Source organism: Microbacterium oxydans, from assembly GCF_026559675.1.
In the GTDB taxonomy this organism is placed as follows: domain Bacteria; phylum Actinomycetota; class Actinomycetes; order Actinomycetales; family Microbacteriaceae; genus Microbacterium; species Microbacterium oxydans_D.
Map to the genome: position 1 here is coordinate 1,485,836 of NZ_CP092891.1, position 16,322 is coordinate 1,502,157.

General features: G+C 70.4%; 15 protein-coding genes. 8 read left to right on the forward strand and 7 right to left on the reverse strand.

Going from position 1 to position 16,322, the window contains the following annotated elements:
- Positions 1-26: 26 nt before the first annotated feature.
- The 4 genes from MME74_RS07045 to MME74_RS07060 all read right to left on the reverse strand — a co-directional run bounded on the left by MME74_RS07045 (position 27) and on the right by MME74_RS07060 (position 4,683).
- On the reverse strand, positions 27-698 hold the full coding sequence (locus tag MME74_RS07045) for a GAP family protein (RefSeq protein WP_267418047.1): 672 nt from the start codon (positions 696-698) through the stop codon (positions 27-29).
- Positions 699-2,378, reverse strand: coding sequence for a SulP family inorganic anion transporter (locus tag MME74_RS07050; RefSeq protein WP_267418048.1), 1,680 nt, complete (start codon positions 2,376-2,378; stop codon positions 699-701).
- Positions 2,379-2,518: 140 nt separating this feature from the next.
- Entirely contained in the window at positions 2,519-3,670 is a 1,152-nt protein-coding gene (locus MME74_RS07055) for an AI-2E family transporter (protein ID WP_267418049.1), read from the reverse strand.
- A 77-nt stretch (positions 3,671-3,747) separates the two neighbouring features.
- Positions 3,748-4,683: a mechanosensitive ion channel family protein gene (locus MME74_RS07060; protein ID WP_267418050.1), complete on the reverse strand. Its 936-nt coding sequence runs from the start codon at positions 4,681-4,683 to the stop codon at positions 3,748-3,750.
- Between the two features lie 56 nt (positions 4,684-4,739).
- Between MME74_RS07060 and MME74_RS07065 the strand changes: the two genes are divergently transcribed.
- The gene (locus MME74_RS07065) at positions 4,740-5,807 is read left to right on the forward strand and encodes a DUF998 domain-containing protein (protein ID WP_267418051.1); all 1,068 of its coding nucleotides are present in this window, start codon (positions 4,740-4,742) and stop codon (positions 5,805-5,807) included.
- Positions 5,808-5,914: 107 nt separating this feature from the next.
- Positions 5,915-8,422, forward strand: a complete 2,508-nt coding sequence (locus MME74_RS07070; protein ID WP_267418052.1) for a LuxR C-terminal-related transcriptional regulator — start codon at positions 5,915-5,917, stop codon at positions 8,420-8,422.
- Between the two features lie 22 nt (positions 8,423-8,444).
- On the opposite strand, the gene MME74_RS07075 is transcribed toward MME74_RS07070, so the two are convergent.
- Positions 8,445-8,879 (reverse strand): DUF6325 family protein, encoded by a 435-nt coding sequence (locus MME74_RS07075; protein WP_267418053.1) that lies wholly within the window; start codon positions 8,877-8,879, stop codon positions 8,445-8,447.
- A 21-nt stretch (positions 8,880-8,900) separates the two neighbouring features.
- The gene (locus tag MME74_RS07080; RefSeq protein WP_267418054.1) at positions 8,901-9,287 is read right to left on the reverse strand and encodes an SHOCT domain-containing protein; all 387 of its coding nucleotides are present in this window, start codon (positions 9,285-9,287) and stop codon (positions 8,901-8,903) included.
- A gap of 158 nt (positions 9,288-9,445) precedes the next feature.
- On the opposite strand from MME74_RS07080, the gene MME74_RS07085 reads away from it, so the two are divergent.
- From MME74_RS07085 to MME74_RS07095, 3 genes are read left to right on the forward strand one after another with little or no spacing between them, the layout of a single operon-like run.
- A complete protein-coding gene (locus MME74_RS07085; protein WP_267418055.1) occupies positions 9,446-9,880 on the forward strand; it encodes a DUF6325 family protein in 435 nt (144 codons plus the stop codon).
- Position 9,881: 1 nt separating this feature from the next.
- Positions 9,882-10,223: an SHOCT domain-containing protein gene (locus MME74_RS07090; protein WP_267418056.1), complete on the forward strand. Its 342-nt coding sequence runs from the start codon at positions 9,882-9,884 to the stop codon at positions 10,221-10,223.
- A 58-nt stretch (positions 10,224-10,281) separates the two neighbouring features.
- On the forward strand, positions 10,282-11,625 hold the full coding sequence (locus MME74_RS07095; RefSeq protein WP_267418057.1) for a hypothetical protein: 1,344 nt from the start codon (positions 10,282-10,284) through the stop codon (positions 11,623-11,625).
- Here MME74_RS07095 and MME74_RS07100 read toward each other — a convergent pair.
- Entirely contained in the window at positions 11,609-12,544 is a 936-nt protein-coding gene (locus MME74_RS07100; RefSeq protein ID WP_267418058.1) for an HAD family hydrolase, read from the reverse strand. The genes MME74_RS07095 and MME74_RS07100 overlap by 17 nt on opposite strands.
- Positions 12,545-12,758: 214 nt before the next feature.
- On the opposite strand from MME74_RS07100, the gene MME74_RS07105 reads away from it, so the two are divergent.
- From MME74_RS07105 to MME74_RS07115, 3 genes are all read left to right on the forward strand, one after another.
- Positions 12,759-12,968: a heavy-metal-associated domain-containing protein gene (locus MME74_RS07105; RefSeq protein ID WP_267418060.1), complete on the forward strand. Its 210-nt coding sequence runs from the start codon at positions 12,759-12,761 to the stop codon at positions 12,966-12,968.
- The gene (locus MME74_RS07110; protein WP_267418061.1) at positions 12,968-13,930 is read left to right on the forward strand and encodes a heavy-metal-associated domain-containing protein; all 963 of its coding nucleotides are present in this window, start codon (positions 12,968-12,970) and stop codon (positions 13,928-13,930) included. Before MME74_RS07105 ends, MME74_RS07110 begins: the two co-directional genes overlap by 1 nt.
- A gap of 63 nt (positions 13,931-13,993) precedes the next feature.
- Positions 13,994-16,321, forward strand: coding sequence for a heavy metal translocating P-type ATPase (locus MME74_RS07115; RefSeq protein WP_267418062.1), 2,328 nt, complete (start codon positions 13,994-13,996; stop codon positions 16,319-16,321).
- The last annotated feature ends 1 nt before the right edge of the window (position 16,322 follow it).

Below are 16,322 nucleotides of genomic sequence, written 5' to 3' on the forward strand. Positions count from 1 at the left end.
TGCTGTTCCCTTCGTTCCGGGTCGTTCTAGAAGCTGCCGATGCCCTTGCCGACCATCGAGACGCCGATGACCAGCAGCAGCACCGCCATGATGACCGCGTTCTCCCTGGCGAGCCATCCGCGCAGGGCGTCCAAAGGTGCGCGGAGCCTTTCCGCGGCGATCAGATAGCCGACGACCGGGACGAGGACGGTCGCGGCGGCGATGAGGGTGAAGATGGCGATGACCACGACGGTCGAACCGGTGGGAAGGGCGGCGCTGCCGATGTCCACGCCCGCGCCGACGGCCATGATGAGGTTCTTCGGGTTGAGCGCCGACAGGAGGAATCCGAGTCCCAGCGCGACGATGAACGTGACCTTGTCGATGGCCTGCATCCACTTCGGCAGGGCGGCCTCCTCGCCGGGCTTCGGGCGCTTGCGCCACTGTCCGAACGCGAGGACGAACAGCAGCAGTCCCAGAACCAGCTGCACCACGCCGCGGATGGGACGCGAGGCGTCCGGGTCCTCCGCGGGCAGGATCGCGGACAGCAGCGTGAACACCGTCACCGCGACGACGATGCCGACCACCCAGCCGAGCAGGAACCCGACGCTCGTCACGCGGGCCTTCGGGGACAGGAGCATGAGGATCGCCGCGATGATCGGTATGGGGCTGATCGCGATGCCGAGGGCGAGGGGGAGGATCTCCCCGATGACGGATCCCATCTACTGACCTTCTCTCTCGGGTGACGACGGCGCACCGGCGGTCGGCGCGAGCTGCGTGATGGCCGCGCGGTTGGTGGCGTACACGGGCTCCGACGCGAGCAGACCGAGCTTCGTGAGCCGATGCAGGGTGTTCGGCCGGACCCGGGAGAACGCAAGGGAGACCGACTGGTCCGCGAGCCACTCCTTGAGCGAGGCGAAAGACTCCGCGCCCGTGACGTCCACGTCCGTCACGGCCTCCATGTCGACGACGAGGTGGTGCACGGTCCCTTCGCCCGCGGAGCGGATCGCGTCCTTGACGGCGGTGGCGAACACGGACCCGTTCGCGAAGAACAGCGGGGCGGCGAGGCGGATGACGATCACCCCGGGAGCCGTGACGGTGCCGGCCGGAGCATCCTCGAGCAGCGACTCACCGGGATCGCCGCTGGACTCCAGCACGTCGATCGCGGGGTTCGAGGCGCGCTTGGCGATGTTGATGAGAGCGAGGACGAAGGCCACGAAGATGCCGGGGATCGAACCGATCAGGAGCGTGACGAGGAAGCAGGTGGCGCCGATCAGGAACTCGAACCGATCGCTGCGCCACAGGCCGATGAAATCCCGGATCCCGAGGAGGGGGATGATCGCGACGCCCACGATCGCGCCGATGGCCGGGGAGGGGATGTCGGCGAGGAGCGCGGTCCCGAACAGCAGGAGCAGCAGCGTCCCGACCGCGAGCACCAGTGCCGGGAGCTGCGTGCGGGATCCCGCCTGGTCCATCGCCGCGGTGCGGGAGGTCGAGGAGCCGACCGTGAAGCTCCCCTGCGCGCCGGCGGCGACGTTCGCGACGCTGAAGGCCCAGAGGTCGCGGTTGGCGTGGAACGGGTAGCGGTGCTTCTCCGAGTAGGAGCGCGAGACCAGCAGACCCTCGGCGGTCGTGACCAGGGTCAGCGCGATGGCCGACGGCACCAGGGCGAGCCAGAGCGACCAGTCGATCACCGGCCAGGTCAGCGCGGGCGGACCGGCCGGCACCTCCCCGAGGACCGATACCCCCTGCGAGTCGAGGCCGGCGATGACCACGATGACGGTCGTGAGCACGAGGACGACCAGCGCCCAGGGCACCGCGCGGAGGAAGACGCGTCCGAGCAGCAGCACCGCGACCGACGCGGCCGAGATCAGCACCGACCAGCCGTTGAGCCCGGTGAAGCCCGAGACCAGGTCGCCGACCTTGCCCAGGAAGTCGGCCCCGGAGTCGATCTTCACGCCGAGCATCTTCGCGATCTGACTGACCATGATGTCGAGCGCGAGCCCGCCGACGAAGCCGATCAGGATGGGCTTCGACAGGAAGTTCGCCAGGAACCCCAGCTTGAAGATGGCGAGGAGCGCGAACATCCCGCCGCAGATGATGGCCTGGGCCAGCGCGAGGGTGGCGTAGCTCGCGCTCCCGGCCGTGGCGAGGCCGCCGATCGAGGATGCGACCAGCGCGGCGGCCGCGGCATCGGGCGAGGCGACCAGCTGCCGGGACGAGACGACCAGGGCATAGACGATGGTCGGCACGATCAGCGCGTAGAGACCGGCGGTCGCGGGAAGCCCGGCGATCTGCGCGTAGCCGATGTTGAGGGGGATCGCGATCGCGAGCAGTGTCACGCCCGCGGTCAGCTCCGTGACGAGGTTCCGTGTGGTCAGCCCGGCGAGTGGTCGCTGCATGCCCCCTCCTTCGGCTGCGCTCCGTCCGAGCGAGCTCGCCTCCACGATCCCACCGGGAACGGCCCGTGGGACAGACTCGGCGGGCAAGCTCCCCCTGGTGATTTCCGGGGTGGGAGGGCGACGAGGGGGCAGGGTCGCCGTCAGCCGCGACCGGAGCGGGGACGCCGGCGACGCCGGCGGAATCCCTCGGCGGGTTCGGGCTCGGGTTCGGGGTCGGGCGGGACCGCCGTGCGGTCGCCGGAGAGCCAGCGCAGCCACGTCGCTCCGGGATCGCCTTCGAGAACCAGGCTGCGGGCGAGCAGGGTCAGCGGGATCGACAGGATCGCCCCGAGCGGACCGATGATGAAGGTCCAGAAGATCACGGAGAAGAAGCTCAGGGTGAGGCTGAGATCGACGGCGTCGCTGACGAACTTCGGCTGGACCAGCACCTGCAGCACGACGTTCACGACGCAGTACACGGCGATCACGCCGAGGAACAGGGGCCATCCGCCGACGACGAAGGCCAGGATCGCAGGGGGGACCAGCCCGAGGACGAACCCGATGTTGGGGATGAAGTTCGTCACGAAGGCGAGGATCGCCCAGACGATGGGCACCGGGATGCCCATCCACCACAGGGCCAGGCCGTCGATGACGGCGACGATGGCGCCGAACGCGGCGTTGACGATGTAGTAGCGGCGGATGCCGGAGTTGAGCCGGGTGATCCGCTCGATGACCGCACCCTTCGTGGCGCCGAACAGCGCGGGCGCCTGCCGGTATCGGGCGGCGTCCACGGCCATGAAGATGATGTACGCGAACACGAAGAAGAGCGCGGTGGCGACCGCGATCACGGTGCCGCCCAGGCTGCGTGCGATCCCCAGCAGGGTCGTGGGATCGAGGACCGAGGCGGCGGCTGCCGACGCCTCCTCGTCCAGCCCGAGGGACTGCAGCCAGGCGACCAGCTGGTCGGCCGTCTTCGTCAGGCCGCCCTCGGAGACGAGATCCCCGATCAGGCGCGCGAACTGGGTGCCGGCGAGCCAGAGCAGCGCGCCCATCGCCAGCAGGATCAGGTACGCGAGGGCGATGACCGCCGTCGTGCTCGCCCATCGCGGCCACCCGCGCCGGTCGAGGGGGCGGCGCAGCGGCTCGCAGACGATGACGATGACGATGGCCAGCGCGATGGGGCCGAAGATGTCGCGCACGAAGTAGAGCCCGGCGAGGGCGATCGCGGAAGCCGCGAGGGTGAGGAGCACCCGCAGGCTCGGGGACAGCATCCCGCTCGGGGGATCGGGCGTGGTCGCGGGGGTGGGGGTCACGCGGTCAGCGTAGCCGTCGGCGCCCGTGATCTCCGCAGCCTCGCGGGCCGTTCGGTCGTCCCGCTGCCGACGCAGGCTCAGAACGGCTCCGGGGCGACGAGCGGCGGCGGGCCCTGCTCGGGGGTGACGACGGCCGGTACGCCCGCGGCCTCCAGCGCCTCCGCGACGCCGCGCACGGTGTCGGAGAGGACGGTCGCGCCGTGGAGGGGATGGTGCCAGATCCGAAGGGTCAGCACCCATCGTGTGGGGGAGACGGAGGCGACCGCGACACCGGGGTGCTCGCGCGCGTGGACGCCGTCGACCTCACCGGCGGTGCGGCTGAGGATGTCGATCACCTCGTCGAGCCCGTGCGCACCCGAGCGGTCGATGCGCACCGACACCGCGCTGCGTCGCGATCCGTGCCGCGAGTCGTTCACGAGGACGCCGGTGAGCAGGGCCGCGTTCGGCACGTGCACGGTGCGCCCGTCGACGGTGGTGAGGATGACGGCGCGTCCGTTGAGCTCCTGCACGATGCCGAGGATCGGTCCGTCGGGGCCGTCGACGCAGATCTCCTCGCCGATCTTCACCGACTGCCGCGACTGGATCAGCACTCCGGCGGCGAAGTTGTCGGCGACGCCGCGCAGCACCAGGATGAGCACGACCACGGCGATCGCGGTGATCGCGAGCAGCGGCTGGACGTTCGCACCGAGGAACGCGAGGCCCACGCCGATGCCGACCAGGATCAGCGCGTACTGGGTGAACCGGGCGGCCAGCTGCGCCACCGAGTCGGAGATGCCCGGCGTCCTCTTGGTCAGCTTGAGCACGCCCTTGCGGGCGAACCGGGAGAGGAGCCATCCGACGAGGATGCAGAGGAGTGCGAGCACGACCTGCCAGGCCGTCACCCCCGACGGGAACAGCGCGTCCAGGCTCACGATCGCCGGCCCGTCGGGGTCCGAGTACTGGTCCGGGTGCTGATCCTGCTCCTCATACGAACAGGATGCCGGGTCCGAGCCATCGCCCGCGAGCAGGATCACCCCTCGCGGATGAGCACCCGTCGCGCGGAGCACCGGCGGAGATCGAGACTGTCCGCATGGCCACGACACCACCATCACGGGATCTGCTCACGGCGGCCCGCTCGCACGGGGAGACGAGGGAGCGCGCGCGGGAGGCGATCGGACTCCAGATCGCGATCTTCGCCTTCGTGCTCGCCGCGCTCGTCGCGCTCCCCGTGTTCCGGCTCGGGTCGGCTCCGATCTCCGGTCCCGACTCGATCGGGCAGTTCGTCGCGCTGGCGTCCGCCGTGACCGCGATCGTGGTCTTCGTCCTGGGCCGCGTCATCGCCTCCGATCCGGAGCGGAGCCGGAAGCGCGGGGTCCTCGACATCATCGACATCGCGGCGTTCTCGTTCGCCCACGCGATGATCGCCCTGCTGGGGTGGACGCTGGCCGCCACGATCATGGAGGCGGGCCTCCAGGGGGCCGTCGTCTTCCCGATCCCGGTCCTCATGCTGTCCGGGGCGGCGGCGGCGCTGACCGCCTACGTGACGTACTACTCCGCGACGCACCTCGACCTGCAGCTGCTGGCGACGGTGCTCGCGCTGTTCCTCGTGTTCGGGGTGCTCGCGAGCATGCTCACGGCGAGCGATCCGCTGTGGTGGAAGGAGAACCTCAGCGCGCTCGGGATGACCGACGACCTGTCGGCGCGGACCTTCAACCTCACCCTGATCGTCGCCGGCATCCTCGTGACGACGCTCGCCCGCTACGCCACCCGAGGGATCCCCACGACCCACCCGCGCGGGGTGGTCGGCGTGCGGACATGTCTGATCATCGTCGGCATCTTCCTGGGGCTCGTCGGAGTGTTCCCGGTCGACGACTTCTTCGCGCTGCACACCGCCGTGGCATCGGGAATGGTGGTCGCGTACGGGGTGCTCGTCTTCGCCTTGCGGCGCTGGATCCCCGGGGTCTCCCGCACCTTCCTGATGCTCGGCTACCTGTTCCTCGCGCTGGTCGTCGTGCTCGCGGTCCTGTTCGCGGTCGGCTACTACACCCTGACGGCGGTGGAGCTCGTGGCCGGGACCGTGGTGTTCACCTGGATCATCCTCTTCATCCGCACCGCCGATGCGCTCAGACGCGACGCCCATGCACCGCCGGAGGGGTGAAGATCACCAGGGCGAGGCGCTCGTGATCCCCTTGAGAGCGGGGTGAGGCGGACACTAGCTTTGGTGCCATGTCGCCCCCCGTGCGCTCGGCGAGGCCAGGACCGACGGTGCGTTTCCGGCCCCCGGCCCCGCAACCGGGCGCCATCCGGCGGGACCGGGTGAGCGCGGCGATCTCCGCGGCGACGGCGCACGGCGCCCTCACGGTGGTGAGCGCTCCCAGCGGCTTCGGCAAGACGACCGCGGTCGCCGACTGGGCCGCCGGACGCGACCAGGTGGCTTGGCTCGCGCTCAGCTCCTTCGACTCCGACCCCGGGCGGCTCAGCCAGGGCGTCGTGAACGCGCTGCGCATCGGTGCCGAGCGCACGGGGAGCCCTCTCGCGCTCTCCCGTGACCTCGACGACCCGGAGCACGCGTATCAGGAGATCTGCGCGGCTCTGGAGGAGGTCGACGGTCCCGTCCACCTCATCGTGGACGACGCGCACCGGGCGGGGGAGGACTGGGGGCGGGGTCTGCTGGGGATGCTCGCCGAGCAGCCGCCGGACGCCCTCCACCTCTTGCTCGTGGGGACGACGCTGCTGGAGGTCACCCTCTCCCGGCTCGGCGTGACCCATCCGGAGTCTTTTCTCGGCGCCGACCTGCTGAGCTTCACGCCGGACGAGGTCCGCCTCCTGCACGCGGCGGAGCCGGACGGTCTCACCGCCGAGACGATCTTCGAGGAGACGCGGGGGTGGCCCATCGCCGTGCGGCTGATGCTGATCGGCGGCGCACGTCCCGACTCGGATGCGCAGACCGCCGCGCGGTTCCTCGGCGACTACGTGCGGGAGCACGTGCTCGGTGCGCTCGCCCCGGACATCGCGGGTTTCGTGCTCGACGCCAGCGTCTGCGGCGAACTGACCCCGGAGCTCGCCGCGGCGGTCACCGGGCGCGCGGATGCGGGCGAACTGCTCGACAGGTGCGTGCGCTCGGGGCTCTTCCTCGATCGGTACGACGGTCCGCACGGACCGGTGTATCGATGGCACGCCTCCTTCGCGCGCCGATGCGCGGAGATCGCGGGTCTGGACGGTCCTCGCGCGGCGGCGGCGCATCGACGCGCGGCGAAGGCCCTCGAAGCCGGCGACCCGATCGCCTCGATCGCGCATTCCCTGGGGGCCGGGGAACCCAGGACGGCCAGGGACACCCTGCTGCGTCATTGGCTCGGACTCGTGGTCGGTGCGCACGCCGCCGAGGTCGAGCGCACGGCGACGGAGATGCTGCGGCGCACCCCCGACGATGCACAGGTGCTCCTCGTCCGGGCGAGCGCGAGCGACGTGCTCGGCGACCACCGGGTGGCGCGTGAGCTGTTCCGACGGGCGGAATCGGTGATCGCCCGGAGCGGCGCCGCGGCGGAGCCCGCGGTCCTGCAGCTCGCCCGCCTGTTCGTCGCCGACGATCGCGCGGAGGTCGTCCGTGCCGGCGAGAGCGTGCGGCAGATGCTGCTGGACGCGGACTCGACCGATCTCGGCGACCGTGCGGCGCTGTATCACCTCATGGGTTGGACCGGGATCCGCCATCGCGGCAGTCCGTCCGTGCCGCTCGAGTACTTCACCGCGGCGGCTCGAGAGGCGCGCGGCTCCGACGATCGCGAGCTCGCGAAGCGCGCACTCGGCCATCTCGCCTTCGGGCAGACCTGGGCGGGGCGGCTGGTCGAGGCACGGGAATCGCTGGCGTACGTCGACGGCTCGGCCGACGTCAGCCTGCCCTGGAGCACATACGCGGGGGGAAGCGCGGCGGCGGCGGCGGGATACGCGTCCTACTGGGCGGGAGAGTTCGACGAGGCGATCCGTGTGTTCCGCGCCATGATCGCCAACGGCGGTTCGGACCGCTCGTTCACGGGGATCGCCCGCATGATGATCGCCTACTCCACCGCGGAGACGGGCGACGTCGCCGCGTGCCGGCGCGCGGCCATCGGGATCCAGGAGATCCCGCTCGAGGTGCTCCACGGGATCACGTGGCCGGCCTTCCGGGAGTCGTCGGTCGCTCTGCTCGAAGAGGCGGTCGGACGCCCGGATCGTGCCCTGCGGATCGCCAGGAAGTACGTGCAGTGCCCTGATCTTCCCGTCGTCAGCGTGGCGCTCGCCGGAGTGCTGCGGCGTGCCGGCGAGTACTCGACCGCGCTGGAGATGCTGCGCTCCCTGCACGTGTTCGCGGAGGTCTCCTACGTGAAGGTCGCCACACTGAGCACCGCGGCGGTGCTGCGGCGTCACGCGGGTCATCGTGACGAGGCGCATGAGCTGTGCGAGGCCGCCGTCGCCGTCGCCGCCGGGGAGGGCATCCGGTTGCCCTTCGGACCGCGGGAGTCGGCCGTGCGCCGGCTGCTGGGCGAGCACGTGCACTTCGGCACCCAATACGAGGACTTCATCGGCCGCTGCCTCGCCGTGGACGCCGCGGGGTCCCCGGTGAGCTCGCTCTCGGAACGCGAGCACGACGTCTTCCAGCAGCTCCAGACCGCACGCACCCTGCATGAGATCGCCCGGGAGCTGGAGGTGTCGATCAACACGGTCAAGACGCATCAGCGCGCGATCTACCGGAAGCTCGGGGTGTCCTCCCGGCGCGAGGCGGTGCAGACCACGGTCTGACCGGGCGACCGGCGGCGGGGGCTCAGCGCGGAGGCGGCTGCTTCGGGGAGGAGGCCAGCACGGTGTTCGCCACCGCGGCGGGAATGGGCTGTCGGGCGAGGATGCGAGCCCCGCGCCGGCCGATGTCGCGGGAGAACCGCTCGCCCCAGGTCGGCTCGACCAGGATCAGCGCGGCCACGGCGCCGATGGGGAGCCCCGAGGCGAAGTGCCGCACATCCTCGTCGCCGACCAGCCCGGGGGTGTGCAAGCCGAGGCCGGCGAGGGTGAACTCGTCGCGGTCGACCTCAGTGAGGCGGTACTCGTCGCGGGTGAGCCGCTCGACGACGAGGAGGTCGAGGAGGCGCACGGCACCGGCCTCGACCTGACGCAGGAGCGCTTCGAGGACGGTCGGACTGAGGTGGCCGGTGTCGAGGTGCACGACGACGAACTCGACGTCGCCGAGCGTGCGTTCCTTCACACCGACCACCCGTCCTCGTCGTCAGCTCAGCGCACGCGCCTTGATGGACGCGAACTCGTCGGGGGTGATGGTGCCGGACGCGAGGAGCTTCGACGCCTTGTCGATCTCGTCGCTCGGACTGGAACCCGCGACCGTGCGGATGTACTCGTCGGCCGCGTGCTGCTGGTCGCGGTAGGCGGACACGCTGCGCTCGCCCATGCCCTTGCCGCGGGCGATCAGGTAGACGAGTGCCGTCAGGAACGGGACGAAGATGAGGAAGATGATCCACAAGGCCTTCCACCACCCGTTGAGAGCATGGTCCCGGAACAGGTCCGCCACGATGTTGAAGAGCACCATCAGGTAGGAGATGAACACGAAGACCCAGAAGAACCACCAGATGATGTCCCAGAAGCTAGTCCATATGGACACGTCCGACTCCTTTCGTTGAGTTACGGCGTATCGCGATCGTGGCAGTGCGCGGGGCCGCACGGGCGGGGCGCTCACCCGGTTGGGGTGAGCGCCGCATCCGCTCCGCACGGGCCGGTGCGAGCATGATCGCGTCGCCTCCTCGCGTGAAAGGGCACCCCATGAACGACTTCCGATTCGGCCCGGCCGAGTTCTATCTCGTCGGCTTCGAGGGGGAGCGTCCCGATCCGGCGACGTTCCGCGCCCTGGCCGACCTCATCGAGAGCGGGGTGGTCCGCCTGCTGGACTTCGTGATCCTGACCAAGTCGTCGGACGGCGAGGTCGAGATCGTCGAACTCGAATCGGACGAGGGGACGCTCGGGCTCGGGGAGTTCCAGCCGATCGCGGCAGGACTCGCGGGGGAGGAGGACGTCGAGGCGCTCGCGAGCACGCTCCCGCCCGGGCAGTCCGCGGCCGTCGTCGTCCTGGAGCTCGCCTTCGCGCGGGCGCTCGCGCAGAGCCTCGCCGCCGCCGGAGGGCAGGTGCTGCGCAGCGAGCGCGTGCCGGCCCCGGTCGTGAACGCCATGATGGACATCCTCGATCAGGAAGGTGAATGACATGCCACTGAGAAGATTCGGCCGTCCCGGCCTGATCGGTCTCGCCGCCCGCACCGCCGTCGTCGCCGGCACCGCGACCGCCGTGAGCGGAGCAGCGATGCGGCATCAGGAACGACGAGCACAGGGGCAGTACGAGCAGGAGCAGTACGAGGCCGCGCAGCAGCAGGCGCAGATCGATGCGGCGGCGCAGAGCGCGGCCTCGTCGTACGCGGCTCCGTCCGCACCGGGCCCCGCGGCCGCCGATGACATGATCGCGAAGTTGCAGCAGCTGGCTGCCCTGAAGGACTCCGGGGTGCTGTCGGAGGAGGAGTTCGTCGCGGCGAAGCAGAAGCTCCTGAGTTGAGGAGCGGATGCGCCGTCGCCGGCGACCGAGCACGTGTCCCTGACGAGGAGAAGGACGAATGAGCGAACTGGATGACCTGCGTGCCCGCGTCCTCCTCCTCGAACAAGAGAACGAGGCACTGAAGACACCGCGTCGCCGACCGGTCGCGAGGAGCATCGTCGCCGGCATCGTGCTCGGACTCGCGGTGCTGATGGCACCGATCGCGGCGATGGGGACCTGGGCGCGGCTGCAGCTCGTCGACGCGGATCGGTTCGTGGCGACCTTCGCACCGCTGGCGCAGGACCCCGACGTGCAGGACTTCGTCGCGGACCAGGTGAGCACCGCGATCCAGGAGCAGGTCGATCTCACCGCCGTGGTCGGCGAGGTGTTCGACGGTCTGCGGGAGCTGGACCTCCCTCCGCGCGCCGCATCGGCGCTCACCCTCCTCGAGGCCCCGGCCGCCAGCGGGCTGACCTCGCTCGTCGACGGCGTCATCCACGACGTCGTCGCCTCCGACCAGTTCGCCGACATCTGGGCGCAGACGCTGCGCGTGACCCACGAGCGCGCGGTCGCGATCATGCAGGACAGCCCCGACACGGCTCTGCAGCTCGCGGACGACGGCGTGCTGTCGATCGACCTCGGTGTCGTGATCGACAGGGTGAAGTCGACGCTGTCGGAGCGGGGTGTCGGGTTCGCCGACCTCATCCCGCAGATCGACCGGACGATACCCATCGCGCAGGCGGATGCGCTCGTCCTGGTGCGGACCGTCTATCAGATCGCCGTCGCTGCCGGGTTCTGGCTCCCGTGGGTCGTGCTCGGCCTGGTCGTCGTCGGCATCCTGCTCGCCCGCAACCGTGCGCGTGCCCTGTTCTGGACGAGTGCGGCGTTCGCCGTGGCCTTCCTCCTGCTCTCCGCGGGGATGGGTATCGGAAGGACGTTCTTCATCGGCGCGGTCAGCCCGTCGATCATGACGGCGGCCGCCGCCCAGTCCCTCTTCGACGAGGTGACCTCGCTGCTGAGCTCGACGATCGTCGCGCTGGCCCTGGTCGGGGTGCTGGTCGCCGTCTGGGCGTGGCTGGCGGGGTCGAGCCGCAGCGCCGCGAGCGTCCGGGGTGTCCTCGACGGCCTGTTCTCGGCGGTCCGCGGCACCTGGGAGCGACGGGGGCTGTCGACCGGGCGGTTCGGCCTCGCAGTCGACCGCTTCCACGGGCCGATCCTCATCGTCGGGATGGTCCTCGCGCTGCTCATCCTCATGGTGACGCGACCGGGGTCGTTCGGGACGGTCTTCGGTGTGACGCTGGGGCTCATCGTGTTCGCGATCCTGGTCGAGCTGCTCCGACGTCCGACGTCGGGTGACGCGGAGGCGCTGCCGGCGGAGGAGGAGATCGCGCAGAGTCCGACGGAGCTCACACCCTCTGTGTGAACACCGTCGCCCAGTCGTCCCGCACGCTCACGACCGTGTACCCGGCGTCCGACGCGCTCGCCAGAGCCTTCTCCGCGCCCGCGTCATAGGGCGCATCCCCGCGATCGGGATCGTCGTGATGGATGAGCATCGCGAAGCCGGGGCGCTCGCCACGACGGGCGAAGTCGAGCATCGCGGTGTCCCCGTTGGAGTTGCCGCCCGCGAACAGGGGTCGTCGTCCGATGCGACTCCAGATCCGCACGGGCTTCTCCGGGCCGTCGTCGAAGAAGGCGAGGGCGGAGGAGTAGCGCACGGTCCCCGCGGCCTCGTCCCACGTGAGGCCGAAGGCGGATCCGACGACCCGCTCCGGGGGGATGCCGTAGTTGGCCTGCGTCATCGGGCGCATGAAGTCGCGCTCGCCGCCGGAGACGATGTAGCAGGTGAAGCCGTGGTGCTCCAGGTAGCGCAGGAGCTCGACCATGGGCTGATAGACCGCGTCCGCATACGGACGCCGGAGCGTCGGGTGCTGCGCGGTGCGGTAGAACTCCGCGACGGATCGCGCATAGTCCTCCACGCTCATCCCGTCGGTGAGTCCGACGAGGGCCTGGATGATGATCTTCAGATCGGAGTCGTCCCCCGAGTAGTGCTTGTCGATCGCGGTGCTCAGCCAGGCGAAGTCGCCGCTCACCGCAGCGAGATAGGGCTGCCGTCCCGCGAGGTCGGGAGAGTGTTCCGCGGCGGCGCGCCACTGCTCCACCACATAGTGCAGCTGCGTCGGCATCGGCTTCTCCGACCACAGCGTCCCGTCGTTGTCGAACACGGCCACGCGCTCGACGGCGGGTACGGCATCCGGACCGTCCACGACCGCGGCCACGAACTGCTCGATCGCACGGCGGGTGGCGGTGTCGCGCCAGGAGGAGAGGGAAACGTCGTCGGCCATATCGGGTCCTTCTGTCTCGATCGCGAGTCCGGCGGGGAAGCTTCAGCCTGGCATCGTCGGCGGGTTCCCTCGCGCGTCGATCACCCCGGCCGGGTGAGGCGTTTTCGCTCTTCTTCGAGCCGTCTCGGTTTGACGGGAATACCCCTGGAGGGTATAGGGTTAACCCGAAGGAGTACCCCACCTGGGTATGTTGGTTGTGGAGAGAGGAAACGTCATGAGCACGAGCGAGTACCAGGTCACCGGAATGAGCTGCGGCCACTGCGAGGTCGCGATCCGCGGCGAGGTCGGCCAGATCCCCGGCGTCGACTCGATCGACGTCAGCGCCCAGACCGGTCGGCTCGTCGTGACGAGCACCGAGCCGGTCGACGACGCGGCGATACTCGCGGCCGTCGACGAGGCCGGATACCAGGCGGTACGAGCCTGATGAACACCGCTGGCCGTCTCGGCCTCTACGGCGCGGGACTCGTGGTGGTGTTCGGCGTCGCCTTCGCGGCGGCCGGCGCCCTCGTCCCGGACAGCGCCGTGGCGTCCTGGACGGAGCGCGGCGCGGCGGGGCACGAGCAGAAGTCCGCCGAGGAAGCGGCACAGAACGCAGGACCAGGGGAAGAAGAGGGAACAGACGTGAGCGGAGTCACCATCGCGGCATCCGGGTACATCCTCGGAGCCGTCAGCGCGCCGGGGGAGCCGGGCCTCGCGGGCGACCTGTCCTTCGAGATCCGGGACGCCGCCGGTGAGCCCGTCACCGCCTACGAGACGGCGCACGGCAAGCAGCTGCACCTGATCGTCGTCCGCAACGACGGCAGCCGATACCGGCACGTGCACCCCGAGCTGGACGCGAAGACGGGCACCTGGTCGCTGCCGTGGACCTGGGATGCCGCCGGCACCTATCGGGTGTACGCGGACTTCACGGCGGAGGGCGGTTCGGGGACCACGCTCTCGCGGACGGTCGACGTCGCCGGAGCGTTCGCACCGGAGCCGCCGGTCGGAACGCAGACCCGCGCGACGGTCGACGGCTTCGATGTGACCATCAGGGGCGACTTGGTCGCCGGCACCGGAAGCGAGCTGACCGTCGAGGTCGCTCGTGGCGGAGAGCCGGTCACCACGCTGGAGCCGTATCTGGGCGCGTTCGGACACCTCGTGGCCCTGCGTGAGGGAGACCTCGCCTACCTGCACGTGCACGCCCATGGCGAGGAACCCGAAGCGGGAGACCTGGCCGGTCCCGAGGTGGTCTTCACCGCGCAGGCGCCGACAGCCGGGCGATACCTGCTCTACCTCGACTTCCAGGTCGACGGGAAGGTCCACACCGCGCCGTTCGTGCTGGACGCCACGGCATCCGCAGAGCACGCGTCGACCGATTCGGGCGACGACGACCACGGCGGGCACTGACCCCGCCCCGCAGCACTCCCGCCGCGTCCTCGGACACGGACGGCAAGGATCGAGGAGATCATCATGACGGACACGCAGTCCGCGGCCGGGGCCGCCAGCGTGGAGCTGGAGATCGGCGGCATGACGTGCGCATCGTGCGCGATGCGGATCGAGAAGAAGCTCAACCGGATCGACGGGGTCGTCGCGACCGTGAACTACGCGACGGAGAAGGCCAAGGTGACCGCGCCCGTCGGGTTCGACCCGGCGCTGCTCATCGCCGAGGTCGAGAAGACCGGGTACACCGCAGCGCTTCCCGCTCCCGAGCGGAAGGCCGGGCCGGAGGAGGCGGACGACGCACCCGACGCCGAGCTGACGAGCCTGAAGCACCGCCTCATCGCCTCGATCGTGCTGACCGTCCCGGTCATCGCGATGGCCATGATCCCGGCGCTGCAGTTCACGTTCTGGCAGTGGCTCTCGCTCGCGCTGGCCGGACCCGTCATCGTGTGGGCGGCTTGGCCGTTCCACAAGGCGGCCTGGACGAACCTCCGCCACGGCACCGCGACCATGGACACCCTCATCTCGATGGGGACCATCGCCGCGCTGCTGTGGTCGCTCTACGCCCTGTTCCTCGGCACCGCCGGTGTTCCCGGCATGACGCACCCGTTCGAGCTGACGGTGGCGCCGAGCGACGGCGCGGCCAACATCTACCTCGAGGTGGGCGCGGGTGTGACCATGTTCATCCTCGCCGGCCGGTACTTCGAGAAGCGCTCCAAGCGACAGGCGGGGGCCGCGCTCCGCGCCCTGCTGGAGCTCGGTGCGAAGGAGGTCGCGGTGATCCGCGGCGGCGTCGAGACGCGCATCCCCACCGCGGAGCTCCAGGTCGGCGATGAGTTCATCGTCCGCCCCGGCGAGAAGATCGCCACGGACGGGATCATCGTCTCGGGGACCTCGGCCGTCGATGCGTCGATGCTGACCGGGGAGTCCGTTCCCGTCGAGGTCGGCGAGGGTGATGCGGTGACCGGCGCGACCGTGAACGCCGGCGGCCGACTGGTTGTCCGAGCCACCCGTGTCGGCTCCGACACGCAGCTCGCGCAGATGGCGCGACTCGTGGAGGACGCGCAGACCGGGAAGGCCGAGGTGCAGCGCCTCGCCGATCGCGTGTCGGGGATCTTCGTCCCCATCGTCATCGCGGTCGCGCTCGGCACCCTCGGCGCCTGGCTCGGTGCCGGATTCCCCGCTTCCGCGGCGTTCACCGCCGCCGTCGCGGTGCTGATCATCGCCTGCCCGTGCGCCCTCGGTCTGGCCACCCCCACCGCCCTGCTGGTCGGCACGGGTCGCGGCGCCCAGATGGGCATCCTCATCAAGGGACCGGAGGTCCTCGAGTCGACCCGCAAGGTCGACACGGTCGTGCTCGACAAGACCGGGACCGTCACGAGCGGCAAGATGACCCTGACCGACGTGTTCACGGCGGACGGGGTGGACCGCACCGACCTGCTGCGGCTCGCCGGAGCCGTGGAAGACGCCTCGGAGCACCCCATCGCCCAGGCGATCGCCAAGGCCGCGACGCAGGAGGTCGGCGCACTGCCGGCGCCGGAGGACTTCGCCAACATCGAGGGCCAGGGTGTGCAGGGCGTCGTCGAGGGGCACGCGGTGCTCGTCGGGCGCGACTCCCTGCTCGCGGACTGGTCGCAGCACCTCCCCGCCGCGCTGTCGGCGGCGAAGTCCGAGGCGGAGCGTCAGGGCAAGACCGCGATCGCGGTGGGCTGGGACGGCGAGGCGCGTGGCGTGCTCGTCGTCGCGGACACGGTGAAGCCGAGCAGCGCCCAGGCCATCACGCAGCTCAAGGCGTTGGGACTCACGCCCATCCTCCTCACCGGCGACAACCGGGCGGTCGCCGAGCAGATCGCGGCAGAGGTCGGCATCACCGAGGTCATCGCCGAGGTGCTCCCGAAGGAGAAGGTCGACGTCATCACCCGGCTCCAGAGCGAGGGCAAGGTCGTCGCGATGGTCGGCGACGGTGTGAACGACGCGGCCGCCCTCGCACAGGCCGATCTGGGACTCGCGATGGGGACCGGCACCGACGTCGCGATCGAGGCGAGCGACATCACGCTCGTGCGGGGCGACCTCCGGAGCGCGGCGGATGCGATCCGTCTCTCCCGGAAGACGCTCGGCACGATCAAGGGCAACCTGTTCTGGGCGTTCGCGTACAACGTCGCGGCCATCCCGCTCGCGGCCCTCGGGCTGCTCAACCCCATGCTCGCCGGCGCGGCGATGGCGTTCTCCAGCGTCTTCGTCGTCGGCAACAGCCTCCGCCTGCGGTCCTTCCGGAGCCAGGCGGCGGATCCCTCTCCCACGGAGACCGCTGCACCGCGCGAGCGCACGGTGTCGCCGGCATCCGCAGGAACCCACTGAA

Coding starts and splice junctions, on each gene's coding strand:
- MME74_RS07095 (WP_267418057.1), top strand. CDS start 10,282: ATGAGCGAACTGGATGACCTGCGTGCCCGCGTCCTCCTCCTCGAACAA.
- MME74_RS07045 (WP_267418047.1), bottom strand. CDS start 698: ATGGGATCCGTCATCGGGGAGATCCTCCCCCTCGCCCTCGGCATCGCG.
- MME74_RS07065 (WP_267418051.1), top strand. CDS start 4,740: ATGGCCACGACACCACCATCACGGGATCTGCTCACGGCGGCCCGCTCG.
- MME74_RS07100 (WP_267418058.1), bottom strand. CDS start 12,544: ATGGCCGACGACGTTTCCCTCTCCTCCTGGCGCGACACCGCCACCCGC.
- MME74_RS07085 (WP_267418055.1), top strand. CDS start 9,446: ATGAACGACTTCCGATTCGGCCCGGCCGAGTTCTATCTCGTCGGCTTC.
- MME74_RS07110 (WP_267418061.1), top strand. CDS start 12,968: ATGAACACCGCTGGCCGTCTCGGCCTCTACGGCGCGGGACTCGTGGTG.
- MME74_RS07115 (WP_267418062.1), top strand. CDS start 13,994: ATGACGGACACGCAGTCCGCGGCCGGGGCCGCCAGCGTGGAGCTGGAG.
- MME74_RS07105 (WP_267418060.1), top strand. CDS start 12,759: ATGAGCACGAGCGAGTACCAGGTCACCGGAATGAGCTGCGGCCACTGC.
- MME74_RS07050 (WP_267418048.1), bottom strand. CDS start 2,378: ATGCAGCGACCACTCGCCGGGCTGACCACACGGAACCTCGTCACGGAG.
- MME74_RS07090 (WP_267418056.1), top strand. CDS start 9,882: ATGCCACTGAGAAGATTCGGCCGTCCCGGCCTGATCGGTCTCGCCGCC.